This is a genomic window from Planotetraspora sp. GP83, from assembly GCF_041262585.1.
In the GTDB taxonomy this organism is placed as follows: domain Bacteria; phylum Actinomycetota; class Actinomycetes; order Streptosporangiales; family Streptosporangiaceae; genus JAOEGB01.
The window spans coordinates 181,280-202,933 of the sequence record NZ_JBGCBZ010000002.1 but is presented as its reverse complement, the minus strand read 5'-3'; the positions used below and the strand labels follow the sequence as shown (position 1 = coordinate 202,933).

At 70.5% G+C, this 21,654-nt stretch carries 22 protein-coding genes and 1 pseudogene; 10 read left to right on the top strand and 13 right to left on the bottom strand.

Annotation, left to right across the window (positions count from 1 at the left end; genetic code table 11):
* Positions 1–40 precede the first annotated feature (40 nt).
* Entirely contained in the window at positions 41–1,054 is a 1,014-nt protein-coding gene (gene glnII / locus ABH927_RS03650) for a glutamine synthetase (RefSeq protein WP_370018028.1), read from the top strand.
* A 263-nt stretch (positions 1,055–1,317) separates the two neighbouring features.
* On the opposite strand, the gene ABH927_RS03645 is transcribed toward glnII, so the two are convergent.
* Complete coding sequence (locus tag ABH927_RS03645) at positions 1,318–1,713, bottom strand: STAS domain-containing protein (protein ID WP_370018026.1); 396 nt, start codon at positions 1,711–1,713, stop codon at positions 1,318–1,320.
* 98 nt (positions 1,714–1,811) lie between these two features.
* Here ABH927_RS03645 and ABH927_RS03640 point away from each other — a divergent pair.
* Positions 1,812–1,877, top strand: a pseudogene (locus ABH927_RS03640) (hypothetical protein); the annotation flags it as partial.
* A 234-nt stretch (positions 1,878–2,111) separates the two neighbouring features.
* Here ABH927_RS03640 and ABH927_RS03635 read toward each other — a convergent pair.
* Together ABH927_RS03635 and ABH927_RS03630 are read right to left on the bottom strand one after the other, a co-directional pair.
* Entirely contained in the window at positions 2,112–2,675 is a 564-nt protein-coding gene (locus tag ABH927_RS03635) for a GNAT family N-acetyltransferase (RefSeq protein ID WP_370018024.1), read from the bottom strand.
* 159 nt (positions 2,676–2,834) lie between these two features.
* Positions 2,835–4,184: an alpha-L-fucosidase gene (locus ABH927_RS03630; RefSeq protein ID WP_370018022.1), complete on the bottom strand. Its 1,350-nt coding sequence runs from the start codon at positions 4,182–4,184 to the stop codon at positions 2,835–2,837.
* Positions 4,185–4,413: 229 nt separating this feature from the next.
* On the opposite strand from ABH927_RS03630, the gene ABH927_RS03625 reads away from it, so the two are divergent.
* The 5 genes from ABH927_RS03625 (at position 4,414) to ABH927_RS03605 (ending at position 9,147) form a co-directional block, all read left to right on the top strand.
* Positions 4,414–5,523: a glycerophosphodiester phosphodiesterase gene (locus ABH927_RS03625; RefSeq protein WP_370018020.1), complete on the top strand. Its 1,110-nt coding sequence runs from the start codon at positions 4,414–4,416 to the stop codon at positions 5,521–5,523.
* A 144-nt stretch (positions 5,524–5,667) separates the two neighbouring features.
* Positions 5,668–6,627: a metal ABC transporter substrate-binding protein gene (locus ABH927_RS03620; protein WP_370018018.1), complete on the top strand. Its 960-nt coding sequence runs from the start codon at positions 5,668–5,670 to the stop codon at positions 6,625–6,627.
* Entirely contained in the window at positions 6,624–7,394 is a 771-nt protein-coding gene (locus tag ABH927_RS03615; RefSeq protein ID WP_370018016.1) for a metal ABC transporter ATP-binding protein, read from the top strand. The genes ABH927_RS03620 and ABH927_RS03615 overlap by 4 nt, the downstream gene beginning before the upstream one ends.
* Positions 7,391–8,299 carry a metal ABC transporter permease gene (locus tag ABH927_RS03610; RefSeq protein ID WP_370018014.1) on the top strand — a complete coding sequence of 303 codons (909 nt, stop codon included), beginning with the start codon at positions 7,391–7,393 and terminating at the stop codon, positions 8,297–8,299. Before ABH927_RS03615 ends, ABH927_RS03610 begins: the two co-directional genes overlap by 4 nt.
* The gene (locus tag ABH927_RS03605; protein WP_370018012.1) at positions 8,296–9,147 is read left to right on the top strand and encodes a metal ABC transporter permease; all 852 of its coding nucleotides are present in this window, start codon (positions 8,296–8,298) and stop codon (positions 9,145–9,147) included. The genes ABH927_RS03610 and ABH927_RS03605 overlap by 4 nt, the downstream gene beginning before the upstream one ends.
* 16 nt (positions 9,148–9,163) lie before the next feature.
* On the opposite strand, the gene ABH927_RS03600 is transcribed toward ABH927_RS03605, so the two are convergent.
* Positions 9,164–9,349 carry a hypothetical protein gene (locus tag ABH927_RS03600; protein WP_370018010.1) on the bottom strand — a complete coding sequence of 62 codons (186 nt, stop codon included), beginning with the start codon at positions 9,347–9,349 and terminating at the stop codon, positions 9,164–9,166.
* Between the two features lie 123 nt (positions 9,350–9,472).
* Here ABH927_RS03600 and ABH927_RS03595 point away from each other — a divergent pair, with 123 nt between their 5' ends.
* Positions 9,473–10,123: a winged helix-turn-helix transcriptional regulator gene (locus ABH927_RS03595; RefSeq protein ID WP_370018008.1), complete on the top strand. Its 651-nt coding sequence runs from the start codon at positions 9,473–9,475 to the stop codon at positions 10,121–10,123.
* A gap of 9 nt (positions 10,124–10,132) precedes the next feature.
* Here ABH927_RS03595 and ABH927_RS03590 read toward each other — a convergent pair whose 3' ends face one another.
* Together ABH927_RS03590 and ABH927_RS03585 are read right to left on the bottom strand one after the other, a co-directional pair.
* Entirely contained in the window at positions 10,133–10,408 is a 276-nt protein-coding gene (locus ABH927_RS03590; RefSeq protein WP_370018006.1) for an isoamylase early set domain-containing protein, read from the bottom strand.
* A gap of 255 nt (positions 10,409–10,663) precedes the next feature.
* On the bottom strand, positions 10,664–12,601 hold the full coding sequence (locus tag ABH927_RS03585) for a hypothetical protein (protein ID WP_370018005.1): 1,938 nt from the start codon (positions 12,599–12,601) through the stop codon (positions 10,664–10,666).
* Positions 12,602–12,951: 350 nt separating this feature from the next.
* On the opposite strand from ABH927_RS03585, the gene ABH927_RS03580 reads away from it, so the two are divergent.
* A complete protein-coding gene (locus ABH927_RS03580) occupies positions 12,952–13,362 on the top strand; it encodes a luciferase family protein (RefSeq protein ID WP_370018003.1) in 411 nt (136 codons plus the stop codon).
* Between the two features lie 68 nt (positions 13,363–13,430).
* On the opposite strand, the gene ABH927_RS03575 is transcribed toward ABH927_RS03580, so the two are convergent.
* The 7 genes from ABH927_RS03575 to ABH927_RS03545 form a co-directional block, all read right to left on the bottom strand.
* Positions 13,431–14,597, bottom strand: a complete 1,167-nt coding sequence (locus tag ABH927_RS03575) for a cytochrome P450 (RefSeq protein ID WP_370018001.1) — start codon at positions 14,595–14,597, stop codon at positions 13,431–13,433.
* 51 nt (positions 14,598–14,648) lie between these two features.
* Positions 14,649–15,467 (bottom strand): SAM-dependent methyltransferase, encoded by an 819-nt coding sequence (locus ABH927_RS03570; RefSeq protein WP_370017999.1) that lies wholly within the window; start codon positions 15,465–15,467, stop codon positions 14,649–14,651.
* A 62-nt stretch (positions 15,468–15,529) separates the two neighbouring features.
* Positions 15,530–16,222: a hypothetical protein gene (locus ABH927_RS03565; RefSeq protein WP_370017997.1), complete on the bottom strand. Its 693-nt coding sequence runs from the start codon at positions 16,220–16,222 to the stop codon at positions 15,530–15,532.
* Complete coding sequence (locus ABH927_RS03560) at positions 16,219–17,751, bottom strand: hypothetical protein (protein ID WP_370017995.1); 1,533 nt, start codon at positions 17,749–17,751, stop codon at positions 16,219–16,221. The genes ABH927_RS03565 and ABH927_RS03560 overlap by 4 nt, the downstream gene beginning before the upstream one ends.
* Positions 17,748–18,614, bottom strand: a complete 867-nt coding sequence (locus tag ABH927_RS03555; RefSeq protein ID WP_370018393.1) for an ATP-binding cassette domain-containing protein — start codon at positions 18,612–18,614, stop codon at positions 17,748–17,750. The genes ABH927_RS03560 and ABH927_RS03555 overlap by 4 nt, the downstream gene beginning before the upstream one ends.
* Before the next feature lie 56 nt (positions 18,615–18,670).
* Positions 18,671–19,477, bottom strand: a complete 807-nt coding sequence (locus ABH927_RS03550; RefSeq protein WP_370017993.1) for a zf-HC2 domain-containing protein — start codon at positions 19,475–19,477, stop codon at positions 18,671–18,673.
* Entirely contained in the window at positions 19,474–20,040 is a 567-nt protein-coding gene (locus tag ABH927_RS03545) for an RNA polymerase sigma factor (protein ID WP_370017991.1), read from the bottom strand. Before ABH927_RS03545 ends, ABH927_RS03550 begins: the two co-directional genes overlap by 4 nt.
* Before the next feature lie 171 nt (positions 20,041–20,211).
* Between ABH927_RS03545 and ABH927_RS03540 the strand changes: the two genes are divergently transcribed.
* A complete protein-coding gene (locus ABH927_RS03540; RefSeq protein ID WP_370017989.1) occupies positions 20,212–21,654 on the top strand; it encodes a glycosyltransferase family 39 protein in 1,443 nt (480 codons plus the stop codon).

Here is a 21,654-nt window from a genome sequence, read left to right as displayed (position 1 = left end):
CGGATAACCACCAGTCTGCCTCTTCTATGAAGGGATCGACGTGACCTACAAGGCCGAGTACATCTGGATCGACGGCACGGAGCCCACCGCGAAGCTCCGGTCGAAGACCAAGATTCTTGCTGACGGCGCCGAGCTGCCGATCTGGGGGTTTGACGGGTCCAGCACCAACCAGGCCGAGGGTCACGCGTCCGACTGCGTGCTCAAGCCGGCTTTCTCCTGTCCCGACCCGATCCGCGGCGGTGACAACGTGCTCGTGCTGTGCGAGGTCCTGCTCACGGACATGACGCCGCACTCGACGAACACCCGCGCGCTCCTCACCCCGATCGCCGAGCAGTTCGCCGAGCAGGACTCCTGGTTCGGCATCGAGCAGGAGTACACCTTCTTCAAGGACGGCCGCCCCTACGGCTTCCCGGTCGGCGGCTTCCCCGGCCCCCAGGGCCCGTACTACTGCGGCATCGGCGCGGACGAGGTCGTCGGCCGCGACATCGTCGAGGCCCACCTCGACGCCTGCATCGAGGCCGGCCTCAAGATCTCCGGCATCAACGCCGAGGTCATGCCCGGCCAGTGGGAGTTCCAGATCGGCCCGGCCAGCCCCGTGGAGGCCGCCGACCACCTGTGGATGGCCCGCTACCTGCTCTACCGCATCGCCGAGGACTTCGGCGTCTCCGCGACCCTCGACCCCAAGCCGGCCAAGGGCGACTGGAACGGCGCCGGCGCGCACACCAACTTCTCGACCAAGGCCATGCGCGAGGGCTACGAGCCGATCATCACCGCCTGCGAGGCTCTGGGCGAGAAGGCCCTGGAGCACATCAAGGGCTACGGCTTCGGCATCGAGCAGCGCCTCACCGGCCACCACGAGACCGCGCCCTGGAGCGAGTTCAGCTACGGCGTGTCCAACCGCGGCGCGTCGGTCCGCATCCCGTGGCAGGTCGAGGTCGACAAGAAGGGCTACATCGAGGACCGCCGCCCGAACGCGAACATCGACCCCTACGTCGTCACGCGCCTGATCGTCAACACCTGCTGCTCGGCCCTGGAGAAGGCCGGCCAGGTCTGACCCGGGTCTCCTCAGCCATCCCGTACGGCTCCCGCCTCCCCGGCGGGAGCCGTACTGCTTCGCCGGGGTGCGGCGCACCGTGGCAAGAGGTCCGGGCGAAGCGGCATGGCGCAGATTCGAACGTTTGCCCCAGAGGAATCGTCGCCGAATGAAAGCGCCCGCCTTTCTTGAAGGCGGGCGCCTCATCGTCGTGGACGGCCTGCGGCTCCCGGGCAGGCGTGCTGCCCTTGTGAGACGGGTGTGGTGGCCGACCTTCGTTGACGCTACCGGGTCGCGCCCATCCATCCGCCGGCGACCGGGGGGGTGGCGGATCGGCCCCACCGTATCGGGTTGCCAACCGGAGACACGGCGTCCTCAAGCTGATGATCGAGGCCAGTGGTGGACAGCAGCCGATCGACTGCGGGCGTGACGTTGGTCAGGGTGAACGCGCCGCCTGCCTCTTGTAGTCGGCGCTTGAACATGAAAAGCACGCGCAACCCGGAGCAGTCCATGAAGGAGACCCGGCTCATGTCCACTTCGAGCTGGGAGATCGCGGTCTGCTGAATCGTGGGTTCGAGCGCTTTCTTGAGGTCCTCGGCGGTCGCTATGTCAATCTCGCCACACGGGCGAGCTATGGCGTGCTGGTTTGCGGTTTCCACGGTGACATTCAGCCACTCCATCCCAACCTCCAGAGATCGGCTCAAGGAACTGCTGGGAATGTCACCTTGCTAGCAGATTGCCGCCCATAAAGGCTCTCACCTGCGCAAACATCTAGCAAATCTGCCGCCATGCCCCCCTCGACGCGCGCGAGACGATCCATCCGTTCATCGACGGCAACGGAAGAGTGGGCCGGGCGCTCATCCATACGGTCCTCGCCCGACGCGGTCTTACGCCCAGCGCGATCCTCCTGATCAGTCTGGTGCTGCTCACGCAGTCGGACACGTATGCCGGCGGGCTTACGCGTACCGACATGCCGGAGAATCCTCGTCAGTCGGACGCGGCCGTTCGTATAGAGGGGAGGCGGCGATCTCACGCCGGCCGTGTCCCTTGGCCGGCCACCTGCCAGCCGGCCTGGGCACTACACCCAGCGGTCGCGGGCCCAGGTGAGGAGAGTGATCGGGCGTCCCTTCTCGATTTCCTCGACCGGTGGCATGTCGGTGAGGTGGAAACCGGCGCCCCGGGCGACGGCGACGCTGGCGGCGTTTCCCGGCTCGATCTCCAGCAGCACGCGGGCGAGGCCCAGCGTCGTCAGGGCGAACTCCGTCAGCACGTTCACCGCCCGGATCGCCAGACCCTGCCCTCGGTGGGCGGCCCCCACGCTGTAGCCGATGCTCGCCTCGTCCTCGCCGCCCACCCACCTGCTGAGCAGCACCTCGCCCTTGGGCTCGTGGCCGTCCGTCGTGATCGCCAGATGGAGGCGCTCGTCGGCGGCGCGGGCGCGGCGCGCCCTTTGCAGGTAGGCGCGGGCGGCGGCCAGATCGAACGGTGAGACGAGCGGGGTCCAGTAAGCCACGGCCGGGTCGTCGAAGAGCTCCACCATCGCGGCCGGATCCCGATCGGTCCACTCTCGGAGCACGACGCCGTGGCCGGTGAGATGGACCGCGGCGGGAAACGCCCGCCGGTGGCCGTGATCGGTGGTCATGGGAACCTCTCGCTCGCACTGGCCGGTGCCTGGCTCCGCCGTCTCAGGCCCGCATGAACGGTGACGCTACTTCACGCCCGGTCCGCCTCTTCAGCCGGTGCCGCGGCCGCCGGCGCCGGAGCTCGTGAGCCGCGAGCTCCGGCCGGTAGGTGATGATCGTCAGTCGGCGGACGGGCTTGTCACCAGGGCGAATCGGACCACGGCGGGCAGCGGTGTGCCGAGCTCGGCCGAGGTGACCAGCACGCCGTCCGGCACGGCTTCGGCCTGTACGGCACGGCCGTCCAGGCGGACCGCCGTGGCGGGGTCCAGCAACCCCTGCCGGGTCTTCAGCCGAACCTGCCCGGCGGCCGATGCCGGGACGTCGGCCAGGAACGCGTAGGCGTGGCGGTCGTCGCGGGTCCAGCGGATCCACGGGCCGCCGTCGTGCGGCACGGCGGCGCCGGACTCCAGCGGCCTGGTCGCGTGTACGGCGGTGGCGTGGTGGGTCATCCACGACGCGATGCCCTCCAGGACGGCGCGCTGCTCGCCGGGCAGGGTGCCGTCCGCCTTCGGGCCGACGTTGAGCAGCAGGTTGCCGCCCCGTGAGACGACGTCCACCAGCAGGCGGACGGCGCTCGCCGGGTCCAGCAGGTGCTCCGGGCCCTCGTTGGCGTTGTAGCCGAAGGAGAGGCCGACGCCCCGGCAGTTCTCCCAGTGGGCGGCCGTCTCGTTCTCGCGGCCCGCCTGGTATTCGCTGGTCATGTAGTCGGCGTGGGCGCCGTCCCAGCGGTCGTTGACCACGCCTTCCGGAACGGTGGCGTAGTAGTGGGCGAACAGGCCCGGCAGGTCGGCCATGCCCAGGTCGGGCCAGCCGATGTCGTTCCACAGCACGTCCGGCCCGTACCGGTCGATCAGGTCGCGGACCTGGCGCAGCGCGTAGGCGGCGTAGGCGGCCTCGTTGGCGCGGCCGTAGTCGTCGATCAGGTCCTCGTGGCGGATGACGGCCCGGCGGCCGGCCCACCAGTCGATGCCGCCGGAGTAGTACGTGCCGAAACGCAGCCCTCTGGCCCGGACGGCGGTGGCGAGATCGGCGATCAGATCGCGGCGCGGGCCGCGGTGGACGGTGTTGCGGGTGCGGGTGCCGGGAGCGTCCCACAGGGCGATCCCGTCGTGATGCTTGGTGGTCGGGACGACGTAGCGGGCGCCGGCGCGGGCGAACAGGTCGACCCAGTCCGCGGGGTCGAAGAGCTCGGCCTTCCACTCGTCCAGGAAGTCGTCGTAGGGGCGGCCGCCGTGGACGGTGCGGTGGTGCTCATGGGCGGGGCTGCCCTCGATCTGGCTGGTGTTCCAGTACCACTCGGCGTACGGGTTGTGGGCGAACCACACATCTGGGTCGACGGCCCCCAGCTCACCGGTGGGCTCGGCCCAGGCCGGCACCGAGTACGCGCCCCAGTGGATGAATATGCCGAACTTGGCGTCGGTGAACCAGGAGGGGACTGGGCGGTCGGACACGGGATGGGGGTCGGTCATGGTGCAGGCCTCTTCATACATCGGATTGATTCCACCAGTACCTTAGGGTCTGTCCTGGTTGATCTCGGCGGTGGGGGTCTGTTCCGCGAGATACATCGGATGACTGTCTGCGACGGTCGGGGCTGCGGCGGCGGAGGAACCAGCCCGGCGACGCTTGTGTGACGAGGTTTCGCCCGGTATGCATGGTGTCGTCACGTTGGAGACGCCTGGGATCCCTATGGTCCCGGCCATGACCATGATCCGTAAATTCGTGGCCGGTGCGCTGGCCGTCGTCGCGGGCGGTACGGTGGCCGCTGTGCTGCTTCAGCCCGGACCGGCGACCGCCGACAGGCGTGACCGCGAGCCCATTGTCATCGGCCACCGGGGCGCGAGCGCCTACCGGCCCGAGCACACCTTGCTGTCGTACGAGACGGCCATCGCGCTGGGCGCCGACTACATCGAGCCCGACCTGGTCTCCACGAAGGACCACGTCCTGGTGGCCAGGCACGAGAACGAGATCTCCGGCACCACCGACGTGGAGAACCATCCCGAGTTCGCCTCGCGGCGCACCACCAAGACCGTCGACGGCGTGCAGATCACGGGCTGGTTCACCGAGGACTTCACGCTGGCGGAGCTGCGCACGCTGCGGGCCGAGGAGCGCATCCCGGATCTCCGCCCGGAGAACACGGCCTTCAACGGGCTGGCGCAGATCCCCACGTTCGACGAGGTCATCGAGCTGGCCCAGCGGTACGGCGTGGGCGTCTACCCCGAGACGAAGCACCCCACCTACTTCGACTCCATCGGCCTCTCGCTTGAGGAGCCGCTGCTGGACACCCTGGCCCGGCATGGCTGGAAGAGCAGGCGCGACCCGGTGTTCATCCAGTCTTTCGAGACCGCCAACCTGCGGGAACTGCGCGGCAAGACCCGGCTGCACCTGATCCAGCTCGTCAACGCCTCCGGCGCGCCGTACGACCGGGTGGCGGCGGGCGATCCGCTGACGTACGACCAGATGGTCACGCCGGCCGGGCTCAAGGATGTGGCGACCTACGCCGACGGGGTCGGCGTGGCGACCTCGCGCATCGTGCCGGTCGGCGCCGACGGCCGCCTGCTCCCGCCGACGACGCTGATCCAGGACGCCCACCGGGCCCACCTCGACGTCCACACCTGGACGATCCGGCCGGAGAACTCGCAGCTCCCGGTGGACTTCCGGCTCGGCAACCCGGCGAACCCGGCCTACCCCCGCGCGACCGGCAATGTGACGGGCTGGCTGGCCAAGCTGTACGACCTCGGCGTCGACGGCGTCTTCTCCGACGACCCGGGTCTGGCGCGCGCCGTGCTCGCCGCCCGCGAGCGTCACTGACGACCTGACCGGAGCCGCGCTCGATCTGGTGGGACAGACCAGGTCGAGCGCGGCGAAACCCCATAACGAACTTGACAATCATTTTCATTTAAGGCAGATTCGGGAAGGTCCCCTCATTACGCTCATCTCATAAGAGGAGCACTCGTGCTCTCGCCCCTTGCCCGATCGCTGTTAGCCGCTGCACTCGTCGTCGTCTTCGCGGGAGCCTGCGGCGGGACGGGCACCTCGTCGTCCACGCCGGCGGACGGTGCCGGCGCCAAGGCCCTCAAGGTCGTCGCCACCACGACCCAGGTCGCCGACTTCGCCCGCAACATCGGCGGCGACAAGGCGGTGATCCACCAGATCCTCAAGCCGAACGTCGATCCCCACGACTACGAGCCGTCCCCCGCGGACATCCAGGCGATCGCCGAGGCCGACGTCGTCGTCAAGAACGGCGTGGGCCTGGAGAAGTGGCTCGACCAGGTCATCGCCTCGGCCGGGTTCAGCGGCACGGTGGTGGACGCGAGCCAGGGGGTCGTCCTCCGCAAGGGAGACGGCTCGGAGGAGGAAGCGGCCGGGGATCCGCACATCTGGCACAACCCGCTGAACGTCAAGATCATGACTGTGAACATCGAGAAGGCCTTCGCCGCCAAGGACTCCGCGGACGCCGCCGCGTACGAGGCCAACCTGGCGGCCTACGACGCCAAGCTCGACGCGCTCGACGCGGAGAACGCCAAGAAGATCGATTCCGTCCCCGCCGATCGGCGGAAGCTGGTGACCAACCATGACGCCTTCGGCTACTACATCGAGCGCTACAAGCTGACGTTCGTCGGCTCCATCGTCCCGAGCTTCGACACCTCGGCGGAGCTGTCCGGCAAGCAGATCGCCGACATCGTGGCCAAGATCAAGACGACCGGTGTCACCGCGATCTTCTCCGAGTCCTCCCTGCCGCCGAAGACGGCGGAGGCCATCGGCCGCGAGGCCGGTGTGAAGGTCGAAGCGAGCGAGGACTCGCTGTACGGCGACACGCTGGGCCCCGAGGGATCGGTCGGCGCGACCTACCTCCAGATGGAGACCCACAACACCGACACCATCGTGAGCGCTCTCAAGGGCGTCGCGGCATGACCGGGCAGGCGGGCCGTACGGCCGCGCTGGTGCTCGACCGGGCGAGCGTCGCCTACGGGGACGTGCCGGTGCTGGAGGAGCTGCACGGCACCGTCTACGCGGGCGAGGCCGTGGCGCTGATCGGCCCCAATGGGGCGGGCAAGTCCACGCTGATCAAGGCCATCCTGGGCCTGGTCCCCACCGTGCGGGGCAGGATCGAGGTGCTCGGCGTCGCTCCGGCGCACGCGCGCCGCGACGTCGCCTACGTCCCGCAGGCCGACACCCTCGACCCGGACTTCCCCGTGTCGGTCGAGCAGGTGGTGATGATGGGCCGCTACCGGAGGATCGGCTGGCTGCGCCGTCCCTCCGCGGCCGACCGGACCCAGGTCGCCGAGGCGCTGGAGCAGGTGGGCCTGAGCGGCCGCGCCCGCGACCGGTTCGGCACGCTGTCCGGCGGCCAGCGGCAGCGCGTGCTGCTCGCGCGGGCGATCGCGGCCCAGCCCCGGATGCTGCTGCTCGACGAGCCGTTCAACGGGGTCGACGCGGTCAGCCAGCACTCCCTCCTGGAGGCGATAGCCGTGCTCAAGGCGCGGGGCGCCGCCGTGGTGGTCAGCACCCACGACCTCGCCATCGCGCATCTGGCGTGCGAGGAGGTGTGCCTGCTCAACCGGCAGCAGTTCGGCTTCGGGCCGACCGGGACGGTCCTGACGCCCGAGCGGCTTCGGGCGACGTACGGCGGGCGCGCGCTGGAGTTGCGCGGCGACCGCGTGATCGTGACGCAGACATGAGCCTGTTCGACCCCTTCCACCTGCCGTTCATGGCCCGCGCGCTGGCCGAACTGGTCATCCTCGGCTTGCTGGCCGGCACGGTCGGCGTGCTGGTCCTCCTGCGCCGCCTCGCGTTCGCCAGCGACACCCTCACCCACACCGTGTTTCCCGGCGTCGTCATCGGCTATCTGCTCCGGGGGGACGACGGCATCTTCTGGGGCGCGCTCGCGGCCGGCATCGTCACGGCGGTGCTGCTGACGGTGTTCACGCACCGGCGTCGCGTGAGCGAGGACGCCGCCCTGGCCATGCTGCTGACCACTCTGTTCGCTGTCGGGGTGGTGCTCGTCTCCCGGCAGACCGGCTACACCTCCGACCTGACGGCGTTCCTGTTCGGCCGGGTGCTCACGGTGACCCAGGAGCAGCTCGTCCAGACCGGTGTCGTGACCGTCCTGGTCGTGGGGCTCCTCGCCGTGCTGCGACGGCCGCTCATGCTGCGCGCCTTCGACCCCGAGGGAGCCGCGGCGGCGGGCGTCCGGGTGAGCCTGCTCGACCTCGTGCTCAACGTCGCGATCGCCTTGGTGATCGTGGCGGGCGTGCGGGCCGTCGGCACGATCCTCGTCATCGCGCTGCTGATCGTCCCGGCCGCCGCCGCCCGTGCCCTGTCGGACCGGTTGATGGTCATCGTGCCGCTCGCCTGCCTCATCGCCGCCACCGGAGGGTGGCTCGGGCTCGCCGTGAGCTTCGACGCGTCCGTTCACTACGGCGTGCGGCTCGCCTCGGGCGGCACCATCGTGCTCGTGCTCGTCGTGATGTACGGCCTGGCGACCCTCGCGGGGACCGTACGGAGACGGGTGCGTCTCCTTCAGGGCGGCCGCGCCGAGGAACGCGCGCGGCTGGACGAGCCCGAGCTGGAGGCCGCCCGATGAGCTGGCTCGACTCCACCGTGCACCGGGCCATGATCGAGGCGGCCCTGGTCGGCGCCCTGGGCGGCGTGGTCGGGGTGTTCGTGATCGTGCGGCGGCTGCCGTTCTTCACGATGGCCCTCACCCACGCGACCTTCCCCGGGATCGTCATCGCCGCCATGCTCGGGGTCGACCTCTACCTCGGGGGAGGCGTCTTCGGCCTGCTCGTCGTCCTGGCCGTGGTCGTCTTCTCCCGGGCGCGGGGGCAGGACTTCACCGCCGCGACCGGGATCGCGCTGTCCGGCGGGTTCGCGCTCGGCGTCGTGCTCGTCTCGGCGCAGGACGGCTTCAGCAAGGATCTGACGGCCTACACGGTCGGCGACGTCCTGGCGGTGAGCTCCGCCGATCTGGTGACCACCGCCGTCGTCGCCGTGGCGGTGACGCTGGTCCTGGCCGTGGTCGGGAAGGAGCTGCTCCTCGCCGCCTTCGATCCCGCCGGGGCGTCGGCCCTGGGCCTGCCCACCGCCGTTCTCGACTTCGCTCTGCTGGCGATCATCGAGGTGACCGTGGTGGCGACCGTGCCCGCGCTGGGGGCGATCCTCACGGTGGCACTGCTGGTGGGCCCGGCCGCGACCGCGCGGCTGCTCAGTGACCGGCTCGCCGTGCTGTTTCCCGTCGCGGCCGCCATCGGCGTCTGCTGCGCCCTGGCCGGGGTTTGGATCTCGACTCAGTGGAACGTCGCGGCCGGAGCGTCCATCGCCCTGCTGGTGGGCGTCGTCTTCGGTGTGGCGTTCCTCGGCTCCGCCGTACGCGACCGGACGAGGCGGACGGCCGCCATGTCAGGGGCCCTGCCCGAGGAGGCGCGTGCCTAGCCAGATCTGGGTATGGCTACCGCCTTGCCAGGGTGGCGTAGGTCCGGATGTCCCGCCGCTGCGTGTGCGTGTGGATGGGGGCGGGCTCCAGGTGCGTCTTCGACCGGACGACGGCGATCGCGGCGGCTCCCGCGACGCCCACCATGGCGGCGAAGGCGAGCAGCAGCGTGATAGCGGTGTGAAGGACTGTGGTGTCGATCATCTCAACTCCTAGTCGGCTTGGATTTCCAAGTGCCAACTTGGATGCTACACCTTTCGTCTCGATTATGCTTGGAAGTTCCAAGTGTGTGCTTGGGAAATGGGCCTGACCAGGTAACCTGCCTTCATGAGGGCACGTACATACGGCCAGCACTGCGCGATCGCGAAGGCGCTGGACGTGGTGGGGGAGCGCTGGGCGTTGTTGATCGTCCGGGAGTTGCTCGACGGCCCGCGCCGCTACACGGACCTTCTCGGCGGGTTGCCGGGAGTCTCGACCGACATGCTGGCGACGCGGCTCCGCGACCTGGAGAACGCCGGGCTCGTCAGCCGGCGCACGCTGCCGCCTCCCGCGGCCTCGAAGGTCTACGAGCTGACGGCCGAGGGGCGGGAGCTCGCGCCCGCCATGACCGAGCTGGCACGCTTCGGCATGCGGCTTCTCGGCGCGCAGGATCCCTCAGACGCCTTCCGCGTGCACTGGCTGGCGCTTCCGCTGCAGATCCGCTTCCGCGCGGACCGGGCCCGAGGCGTCGCGCTGACCGTGCAGTTCCACACCGATGACGGCGCGCTGTGCGCCGTCATCGACGACGGCATCCTGGTGACGCGGCCGGGAGCCGTCGACCATCCCGATGTCGTGATCACCGCGGACGCGGCGACGCTGGCCGAGATCGCGCGTGACCCGGCGACGACGGCGGAGGCGAAGACGACCGGGCGGCTCACCGTGGAGGGCGATCCGGACAAGGTCGCCCACGTCCGCCGGATCCTGTCTCTCGACGGCTAGGTCGTTTCCCTACAGGTGAACGAGGCTGCCGAGGTGGTCGACGTGGTCGGCCGTCTCGTCGTCGAACCAGAGGCCGCCCGTCGCGAGGTAGCGGAAACGGTGGACGCCTGGCGGGAGGATGATCGAGACCGTGCGGGTGCCGTTCCGGCGGCGCAGCAGCTCGTGACGGCCGGGCCGCCAGTCGTTGAAGTCGCCGACGACGCTGACGACGCCCAAGGGCTCGTCGAGGGGCAGCGTGAAGGTGACTCGGGTCTTCTGTCCGAAAAGCCGCGTGCGCCTGAGCATTGGAGATCCTCCCCTGTAGCCGGGATGACCATAGCTTTCCGTGTCGGAGGGTCTACGAGGAATGGGACGCGCGACGCGTAACACAATATTCACGTTCGTTTTAGGACTTGGCGGCCTCCGCTTTTCGGCCTCTGGGTGTGGGTTCGACCGGGTCCGCGCGTGGTGGTGCCCGCGCGTGGTTGAGTGTGGCCCCTGCGGCTTGGTCGGGGCCGGGTGTGTGGTTCAGCGCTTTGTTGTTGCTCGGGTTGTTTCTCGTCAGGTTCGGAATCTTCCGGCGTAGCGGCCTTTTCTGCCGAGGTGGGTGAGGGTCCAGGTGCCGTCGGGGTTGCGGTGGGTGGTGTAGCGGTCGGGGTGGGCGGCTTTGTCGCGGTTGTGCCAGGGGCAGGCGGGGGCGAGGTCGTCGAGGTTGGTGTCGCTGCCGTTGATCCAGCCTTTGACGTGGTCGATTTCGGTCATGTCGGAGGGGATGGCGCAGCCGTCGCAGTAGCAGGTGGCGTAGCGGGTGATGAGGGCGTGGCGTTGGGCGGGGGTGGCCAGGCGTACGGCGCGGCCCATGTTCAGGACCTGTCCTTGGGCGTTCACGACCATGCGGACCAGGCGGGAGGTGCGGGCCAGCCGCTGCACGTCACAGATGGGCAGCAGTTGCCCGGTGGCGATCAGCAGCCCGGGTGCGAGCCGGTCGGGGTGGTGCCCGCACCTCCCGCACGCCGCGTCCCCCGCCCCCTGGCCCGCAGCGCCGCCAGCCTCCGCACCGGTACCTGCGCCGTTACCGGCACCCGCCCCCGTGCCCGCCCCCGCGCTGGTGCCCGCGCCCGTGCCCGCACCCGCGCCGTTACCGGCACCCGCCTCCGCGCTCGCGTCCGCAGCCCGACGTCCGGCATCTGCCCCAGGGGAACCCGCACCGGCGTCGTGGCACCTTCCGTCGGCACAGCAGGTGGAGCCGTCACCAGGCTGGGCCGTGCCGGGCCGAGCACCACTGGGGTCAGCCGCTTGGGTGGTGGGGTCGGCCTCTGTGGCGGTGGCGGTGGGGTTGTCGCCGGTGGGGTTGTCGGGGGTGAGGTCGTCGGGGAGGGATTCGGCCCGGACCAGGACCAGGAGTTCGGTGCTGACCTTCTTGCTCAACAGCGCGGCCAGCGTGTCGGCCTGCCGCACTCGCAGCGGCCGGTCGTCGTCCTTGCCCTTGGGGCGGGCGTAAGCGGTCAAAAACTCGCGCAGCCGGGCGCCGGCCTCACGCGGCAACCGGAACTCGCCCTCCACCCCACCCGTGCTGGACGGGCGGACCAGCAGGAACCGCGTCGCGTAATCAGCATCCGCCTCATCATCCAGCGTCCCCGGATCCAGCAACTGGCGCAGGTACCGCCCGGCCTTGGCGATCTCCGCCGGGGTGGCATGATCGGCCAGGTCCACCAGAATCGGCTCCACCAGCGCGGCCTGCTCATCGGTCAGCCGGGAAGTCACCTGGGTGATCACATCGACCGGCCCCTCAGCCAAAGTCCCGGCCGCGAACCGCCCCCGCACCACCGGCAGCCGGGCCAGCTCCGTCGCCAGCCGGAGCAACCGCGACGCCCCCGCACCGGTCATCCCCGCCGCGCCACGCAACCACGTCCCGGTCGAGGCGTACCCGACACCCTTGACCTCCCCCGCCACATGCACCCGGCCCACCCGGGCGGCGATCGCCGAGGTCAACCGGTCCCGCGCGTACAGCAACTCCTCCGCCTCAACCAGACACAGCGCGGCGGTGCCGGGAAGGCCGGCCACCGCGAGCCGGGACGCGATCTCCCGCAACTCCGACACCAACACCCCCGACCCCACCGGCTGACCGCCCGACGGTTCACCGCCGGAAGGACCGCTATCGAAAGGGTCACCGTCGGAGGGAGCGGCGTTAGAAGGGGCGCCGTCGGAGGACTCATCGTCGGAGAGGGCGGCATCATCTGGGCTCGCGGAGCGACCCGCGGTGCCGGCGGAGGTGCCGGCGGAGGTGCCAGCGGAGGTGCCGGAGCCGGGCGAGGACTCGCTGACGAACTGCCGGTACGCCTCGTGCTGCCAGGCGCTGCCGTACGCCTCCTCGGCGGGCCGCTGCGGCGGGACGTAGTCGGGGTCCAGCACAGTGCCCTTGAGGACCTCGGGCAGCCCGCGCCTGGAAGCACCCGCCGCACCAAGGGAACCCCACACATCGATCGGTGACCCGGCCATCCAAAGGCACCTCCCCCCACGCTCCAGCGAATCTCAACAACTGCCCTCACGCTATCCAGCACCTACGACAAAACCAGGACTTGATCAACTACAAAACCGCAGGTCAGGACGATGGCGGAAAGATCTACCTAGTGACCCCTACCAAGCCCCGGACGTGTGACCCAGCTCGGGCGGTAGACCCGTCAGCGTGCCCGCCTCTGACTCCGGCCCGACTTACGAAAGAGCCGGGCGGAGGGCGCGGTGGATTGGAAGCGCAGCGGAACGCACGGATGCGTCCCCATGGCGCCGAGATGAATAACGATTGCCGTTACCTGCTTCCGATGGCTATCCGGAGCAGCCACGATGGCCGTATGAGCGTGACCGGCATCGCCAGGCAGTCCGTGGCCTCGCGAGTGCTCACCCAGCTCGAGGCGTGGCCAGGGTGCCACGCCGGACACGCGGCGTGCGGCAGCGGACTGGGGGTCACTGTGGGCGCCCGCCAGATCCTCCACCTGCACACCGACCGTGAGGCGGAGCTGTGTCTCACCCGCCCGGTGATCGAGCGGATGCGCCACACGCTGGAGACCTCCGAGCAGGTGGCCCTGGAGCCGCACCGCGACTGGATCGGCGTCCGGCTGGAGACGGAGAACGACGCCGACCTGCTCGTGGCCCTCTTCAGCCTGGCGATCAAAGCGCATCAGGGCCCGGAACCGGGACCAGGCCTGACCGACTGCCTCGCGTCCGGCGGCGCAGGGCAACCGGGCTCCGGCCCAGGGCGATAGGGCTCAGGGCAAGGGCAACCGGGCTCAGGGCAAGGGCGATCGGGCTCAGGCCCGCACAGTCCCGCCTGTTAGGACCAGGTGAGCGGGAGGGTGTCGAGCCCGAGGAGCAGATCGGCGTGCTCCATGGGCTGCGCGCCGTCGGGGACGCGATAGTCCGGAATGACCCGGTGCCACTCCTCCATCGCGATGCGCATCTCGGCGCGGGCGAGGTGGCCGCCCAGGCAGCGGTGGATGCCGACGCCGAAGGCCATGTGCCGGTTCCGCTGACGGCCGAGGACGACCTGGTCGGCATCGGGGAACACGGCGGGGTCGCGGTTCGCCTGGTTGAGCGGGATGAGCAGCATGTCGCCGGCCTTCATCGGGCATCCGTGGAAGTCGACGTCCCTCGTGACCTTCCGGGCCGGCATGACGATGGAGTAGGCCCGCATCAGCTCCTCCATCGCGTCGAGGATCGCGCCGGGCTCGGCGGCGATCCGCGACCGGTCCCCGGGATGCGTGGCCAGATGCCAGAAGGCGTAGGAGAGCTGCGCCGTGACGGTGTCGAGCCCGGCCATGAACAGCAGCAGGCACAGATCGAGCAGATCCTCATCGGGCACGGGCCGCCCGTCGATCTCCCACGTCACCGCCGTGCTGATCAGGTCGTCTCGCGGATTCTCCCGCCGCTCGGCCACCACGCCGGCGAAGTAGCCCGTGACCTCCCGCATCGCGGCGAGCCGCTTCGGCAGGCGGTCGGGAGAACTCCCGCCGTGGAGGATCGCGTCCTCCCAGGCCAGAAAGGTGCCGAGCTCCTCCACGGGCAGGCCGAGCAACTCCAGGAAGACCGTGGTCGGGAAGCGGCGGGCGAAGTCGGTCACGAAGTCGCAGGAACCACGGGCGGCGAGGTCGTCCACCATCGCGGTGCACCGCTCGCGGATCTTGCCGGACATCGCGTTCACGGCAGCGGGGGAGAACAGCGGCCGGAGCAGGCGGCGCCACACCGTGTGCTCCGGCTGGTCGAGCATCTCGGGGATCCACCGGTACCGCGGGTTCGGATCGAGCACGGACACGGCCGCATTGGAGAACGTCACCGGGTCCTGGAGCGCCTCAAGGATGAGGTCGTAGCGGCTCAGGACCCAGAACCCCTCGCCGAACGTGCTGCGGAACATCGGATGCCGCGCCCGCAGCTCGTCGAACATGGCGAACGTGGCCCCCGCCGGTCGCGCGCCGCCCAAGGGGTCGTACCGCAACTCGTCCATGTCGCGCCCTCCTGCGAGCGGCCGGCCGTACGGAACGACCGTGCGGATATGTCAGAGCGCGCGGCCCACGCCGCACAGGAACCACGTGGGGAGGTCCTGTCCTCCGTAGCCGGCCAGGGACGCCTCGTGGTCCGGGTGCCACTCGTCCAGCCGGACCACGCCCGGGCCGAGCACCTCGAACCCTTCGAACATCTCCGTGATCTGGGTGCGGGTACGCAGCGTGATGCTGGCGTTCGCCCTCCGGTAGACGGCGGCGCCCTTCTGCGCGGCGGCCGTGTGGTCCTCAGCGGTCACGTGCGACAGCACCAAATAGCTTCCCGGCGGTACGGCGTCGCGTAGCCGGGCGATCAGCTCGGCAGGCTTGTCGCTGTCGGTCAGGAAGTGCAGGACGGCCACCAGCAGGATCCCGACCGGCTCCGTGAAGTCGATCAATGACCGGAGCTCTGGGTCGTCGAGGATGTCCTGCGGCTGCCGGAGATCCCCGGGGACGGCGAGGGTGTTCGTGGTGCTCGACAGCAGAGCCCGGGCGTGTGCGAGCACGACGGGGTCGTTGTCGACGTAGGCCACGCGGGTCCCGGGGTCCACCTCCGCGGCCACCTCGTGGACGTTGCCCTCGGTCGGCAGCCCCGTGCCGATGTCCAGGAACTGCCGGATCCCGGCCTCGGCCACGAGGTAACGGACGGCCCTGCGCATGAAGGCCCGATTCTGCCGAGCCAGCTCCCGAGCCTCGGGCGCGACCGCGAGGACGCGCTCCGCGGCCTCCCTGTCCACCGGGAAGTTGTCCTTGCCGCCCAGGTAGTAGTTGTACATGCGCGCGGCGTTCGGGATGTGCACGTCTATGCCGGGGGGCGCCGTTGCATCCTGGGCCACGCACCGTCTCCTTTGCTGAAGTCACAGATCCAACGCGAGCATATTGTGCAATTGCCGCAATTTTAAATGAATCGCTCCATAAGAGTGCGAGTCGAAATATATCTGGGCCGGGGCCGAGTCCCGCCGGCGAGATCCCGATGGGCAACGGCCAGACAGGCCAGCGGCAGGGGCAGCAGCCCGAGCCACGCCTGGTGCGCTCCAGGCCAGCGAAGGTCGCTCTGGAGCGGCCACAGCCACAGGTCGGCGGTCAGAAACAGCGTGATGACGAGCAGGGCGAACTGAACGGCCGCGCCGAGAAGGGCCGCCGAGCGCCCGTGCCCGGGACGGACCCGGACGGCCACCGCCGCGCCGGAGAGCCCTGTGAGCACGCATACGGCGGCCTCCAGCGTCACGTCCCCGGCGAGCAACCGGGAGCCGTGCGGCAGGTAGAGAGTCGCGATGACGAAATCGGCTCCCCACAGCGCGAGCGCCGTGCCGGCCGTCAGCGCGGTGCGGAGCCACATGCGCAGCCAGCGTGGTGAGGGCACCGGGGCTGTGCCGTACGCCATGGGGTCGACCAGGGAGAAGCCGGCCGCCGCGCCCAGGAGGCCGGCGGACATCCGCAGCAGCGGCAGGGCGTCGCAGGTCGGCAGCGGGCGCTCGATCGAGCCGATGACGATGACCAGACCAGTGGTGAAGGCCGCGGCCCACGCCAGTGGAATCCAGTCGATCGCCCTCACCAGCGGGCGGATGAGGAGCAGTGTCACGCGTGTCACGAGCAGGCCTTCCGCTTGGCGTCGTCGGGGTCGGGCGTGAGGCCGAGCAGCGGGAGCGCCTGTTCGACCGTGGTGGACGGGTTCATGAGGGCGTCCCAGTGGGCCCAGATCCGCTCGCGGGCGTCAGGCCGGCGGACCAGCCGTTCGGCGTAGTCGTACAGCCGTTCGGCGGCCCCTTCTTCGGACTTCTCGGGTTCGACCCACGATGTGGCGGCTTGCCGTACCGGACCGGCCTGACCGCCGAGCCAGAGGGCCACCAGGGTCCGGCCCTGCCCCAGCGCGGCGCATCCGGGGGAACCGATCGCCACGTACATCGTCCGACCGTCTAGGTGCGGGTCGTTGGTGACGACCCGAAACCAGTCGAGCGGCAGGCCGGTGACCTCGGCCGCCACCTGACCCCCGAGCCAGGCGTCCGACGCGGCGGCCGCGCCGTGCCCGCCCCAGTGCATGGAAGGACCGGTGACGTGGCGCCACTGCGGCCGCTCCATGACCTCCGTGCCGTGTGACCACGACTCGAAGCCGATGCGTTGCCGGATCTCGGGGACCCGGTCGCGCGCGAACGGCGGGATGGCGGCCACCACCGGCCGCACGGCTCGCCCCCAGAGCGGGATCCACGGCGTGTAGCCGGGGTAGGCGCAGTAGGTCACGCCGTCGAGGGCCCGGCATCGCTGCCCCGCGGGTGCGGCGTAGCGGTTCAGCGTCTGCCGTGGCACCTCGTCCTTGAGAGAGGTCATCGCGACCGCCCCCGCGGAAGCCGCGAAGGCCAGGCCGGTTGCCACGGCGACCATCCGCGACGGCCGCAGACCGTGACGTGCCATCGCCAGGCCGGCGAACAGGATCGCAAGGGCCAGCAGATACACCACGTGGGTGGCGGAGGGCCGTGGGATGAGATCGACCGGAAGCTCATGGTGCACGATGACTGGGAGCAGCGCCGCCCACGAGCCGCCCGTCCTGGACAGCTCGGTGAGCGCGCCTATCGCGAAGACGGCCACGGGCGCGGCGACCAGCCCGGGGAGCCAGCGGCCCAGAGCGACGCCGAGGAGCGCCGCCACGGCCACGTCGACCGGCCCTGTCAGGGCTTCCCAGGCGTCGAACCGGCCTGCCGCGTTCGCGGATATCAGGCTGATCAGGTGTACGGCCAGCACGAGGACGGACACGGTGGTCGCGACGACCGGAACGGCGATCAGCAGGGCACTCGTCCGCGCGGGAGCGCGAACCGGCAGCGCCCGCAACGTCTCCGGCATCGAGTGCCGGCGCTCGCGGGTGGTGGCCAGGTCGGCGGCCATGAGCCCGGCGGCGGCGATGATCAGCGCGCCGTAGGTGTCGTCGATGGTCAGGACCGACCAGTCGGGCGCCCAGGTCCACGTCTGGTAGACGCGCAGGCCAAGCGTGAGCACGGCCGCTCCCCACAGGAGCGGGCTGCGCAGCAGGAGAGCCCCCTCGAACAGGGCAAGGCTGAACGTCCGCTCCCGCGTGCCCACATGGGGCGCCAGGGTGTCCGTCTCGACGAACTCGGTGCGCGCGCTCATGCCACGGGCTCCGGAGACGTGCCGAGCAGCATCAGGTAACCGTCCTCCACGGTGGGCTCCGCGGGTTCGGCCCCGGAGGGCGGCTCTCCGAGGGTGCGATAGCGGCCGTCGGCCGTGCGCCAGAACAGGCGGTCACCCGCCGGGCGCTCACCGGAAAGGCTGACCCGGCCGTCCGCCACCCCGGCGAGCCCCCGGGGCGTGCCGTCGAAGAGAACCCTCCCTCCGTCCATGACGACGACCCGCTCGCACAGCGCCGCGACGTCCTCGGTCTGGTGGGTCGAGAGCAGGACGGTACGGCTCTCGCCGAGCCGGGAGACGAGCGCGCGCAGCCTGAGACGCTGCTCCGGGTCGAGACCCACCGTCGGCTCGTCGAGGAGGAGCAGGTCCGGCTGGCCGAGCAGCGCCTGGGCGAGGGCGAGCCGCTGCCGCATGCCGCCGGAGAGCTTGCGGACCTTGGTCCGGGCGCGGTCGCCGAGGTCCACTTCGGCGAGCACCCGCCGCACCTCCCTGTGCCGCGCGGGCCGGTCGGTCATCTCCTTGAGGATCGCGACGTAGTCGACCATCTCGAAGGCGGTGAAGTGCGGATAGAAGCCGGAGTCCTGCGGCAGGTAGCCCAGGCGGCGGCGCAGCTCCGTGCGCGGCCCGCGTGCGCTCGGATCCAGGCCGAGGACGCGCATCCGTCCCACGTCGGGGGCCAGCGTGGTCGCCAGGCATCGCAGCAGTGTCGTCTTACCGGCGCCGTTCGGCCCCAGCAGGCCGGTGACACCGGTGCCGAGCGTGAGGTCCAGGTCGTCGATCACGCGGTTGCGGCCGTAGCTCTTGGCGAGGCCGCGCACGCTCACCGTCGGGGTCCTGCCGTTCACTGGGTCGTTCAGCGGGTCGTTCAGGGGGTCGTTCAGCGGGTCGTTCACTCGGTCTATCACTGGGGCTCTCCAGGATCGAGACGATGGCGCCGGCTGTACAGGACGAGCGCGAGAAGCGGAGCGGCGCAGCCGTACACGACCTGAGCCGTGGGGCCGAAGGGGACCGACCAGTCGCCGGTGAGCCCGCCCGTGACGGTCACCACCCCGACCCATCCCGCCCCCAGCGCGGCGGCGGCCGCCGGCAGCGGCACGCGGGTCGCGAGGGCCAGGCAGCCGCCCGTCAGCGCCAGCGCGGGGAGAAGCCAGGCGGCGGTCATCGCGGGAAGCAGCGGGGCGGCCAGGCCGGTCAGCCCGATGGCGGTGACGAGGACGGCGAGGGCTCGCAGGAGCAGCAGCCGGGGACCCGCGAGGGGAGTCGCCGCGTGGGACTCGTGGGCGGGATCCACCCAGCGGCCGTAGGCGAGCGCGATGCCGGCCAGCGGCAGCACGGGGGCCACGGTGAGGAACGCCGGGAATCCGTCGCGGGCGGCGTGCGCGGCCACGATCGCGAACGTGAGGACAGCCGCCACCGCGGCGAGCCACGCGCGGCTCAGCGTCGGCGTCGCGACGAGCAGCCTGGCCACATGGCCGGGCACACCGAGGTGCCGCAGGACGCGTTCGGCGGGCCTGGGGCGGGGGCTCCCCACCACGTCCTCGATCCGCTCCCATGACGCCGCGAGCCAGGCATCGTCCCCCGGCACCGCCGTACGGCACCGCGCGCAGCGGGCCAGATGCGCCTCAACGGACATGACCTGCGCCACATCGAGATGACCGTGCAGGTAGCGCTCCAGCAGATCGCCCGGGATGTGCCAGGTGCCGGTCATGCCAGCTCCTCCCGTAGCCGGGCCTTCGCCCGCATGAGCCTGGTCTTGACGGTGCCCTCGGGAACTCCGAGAAGCTGGGAGGTCTCCCGGACGGTGAGGCCGTCCAGGATGGTCGCCTCGATGACGGCCCGGAGCTCCGGCGACAGCCGGGCGACAGCCGTACCGAGATCGCCGTGTTCGACGCGGAGCAGCACGACGTCCTCCGCGGAGGACGCGGCGGGGTCGGTGTCCGGGACCGGCCCGCCGCCGATCCACTGGCTTCCGCGCCCTCGGAGCACCGACACCATGCGCCGGATCGCGATCGTCCAGATCCATGCCGCGGCGTCGTCCCCCTGGGCCGAGTAGCGGGAGGCGCCCTGCCAGACCGCGACGAACGTGTCCTGGACGGCGGCGTCGACGACGTCGGGATCCGCGCAGCGGCGGAGCAGGCGGGCGCGCAGCCAGGGGGCGTGCCGCCGGTGCAGGACGCGCAGCGCCTCGATGTCCTGCGCGGCCACGGCGGCGATCAGCTCGTGGTCACCGCGACGCGGCGGCGGGATGCCATGCGGGGCTGCGTTCTCCACGTCCGTGTGCTCGACGGTCGTGTGCTCGACGGTCGCGGGCTGTTGTCGTCGCGGTGGCGAGTGCGTTCGCGGGATCGGTAGGAAGCGGCGCATATCTGGTCTATCGCATGGCCGCCCCTGGCCGGTTCTCCTAACGCGACGGTTATCCGGGGTTTTCTATGATTGGGCAACGTGCGTTTACGTGGGGATGTGGTGCCGCCGGTCGTCGCGGTGGCAGTGGGGTTCTGGGGTGTGACCGTGCCGTCGTTCTGGCGGGACGAGTCGGTCAGCGCGATGGCGGCGGTCATGCCGCTCCGCGACCTGTGGCGGCTGCTGGGTGCGATCGACGCGGTCCACGCGCTCTATTACCTGCTGCTGCGGCCCTTCGCCGCCATCGGGACGAACGAGCTGGTGCTCCGCCTGCCGTCGGTGGTCGCCACCGCCCTCGCGGCGTACGGCGTGGCCGTCGTCGGCAGGCGGCTCGCGTCGGAACGGGCCGGCGTCGTGGCGGGGGTCGTCTACGCGCTGATGCCGATCGTCAGCCGATACGCCCAGGAGACCCGGAGCTACGCGCTCGTCACGGCCGTGGCCGTCCTGGCGACGTGGACGCTGCTGAACGCCCTGGAGGATCGCCGGTGGTCCCGGTTCGCGTTCTACGCGGCGAGCCTGGCCCTGCTGGGCTGGCTGCATCTGTTCGCGCTGCTGATCGTCCTCGCCCACGGGGTCACCGTGCTGGCGTGGCGCCGCCGTGAGCTGCTTCGATGGGGAGCCGCCGTGGCGGGGGCCATGGCCGTGGTCGCACCCCTCGCCTTGGTCGCGTCGCGGGAGCGTGAGCAGGTCCTCTGGCTGCAACGACCCGGTCCCGCCGACCTCCTCGACTTCGCCCATCAGGCCGGTGGCACCTGGTGGGCGGTGGGGCTGCTCGGGGTGCTCGTCGTCGCGGGGACGGTCTGCGCTTTCCGCGAGGCGAGGCCGCTGGCGCTCGTGGCGCTTCCGTGGGCCTTCCTGCCCGTGCTCGCATCGTTCGCGATCTCTCAGGTGGAGCCGATCTACCACCCCCGCTACCTACTGTTCTGCGTGCCAGCTGTCGCGTTGCTGGCGGGAGCGGCTTTCCTGCCGGCCTTTCTGCCGTCTTTCCGGCCGTCTTCTCCACCGTCTTCTCGACCGGCGGTCTTGCCGGCGGCGCTGCGCGGGTGGCGCTCCTGGGTGGTGCCGGTCGTCGTGGTCGGGCTGCTGGCCGCCCTGACCGTGCCCGCGCAGATCCTCCTCCGACAGCCCGACGCCCGCCCCGACGACCTCCGCACGCTCTCCTCCACGCTGTCGGCGGAGATCAGACCCGGGGACGCGGTCCTCTTCGTCCCGTTCCGCTATCGGCTCTTCGTCGGTGTGTACGGCTCGCCGTACCGCGTGCTCGATGACCTGACGTACGCGCCGGGCCGCGCGAAGCCACGGTCCCGGTCGCAGTTCCGCATGGTGGCCGGCGAATTCCAGCGGGTGTGGATGGTGTCGGCGGTGCCCAAGAAATACTGCCCCACGGACGTACGCTGCCAGGCGCTGATCAAGGACAGCCGCTTCCGCCGGACGACGCAGCGGAGGTTCGGAAGGATCTTCGTCACGCTCTACACCCGGCGGTGA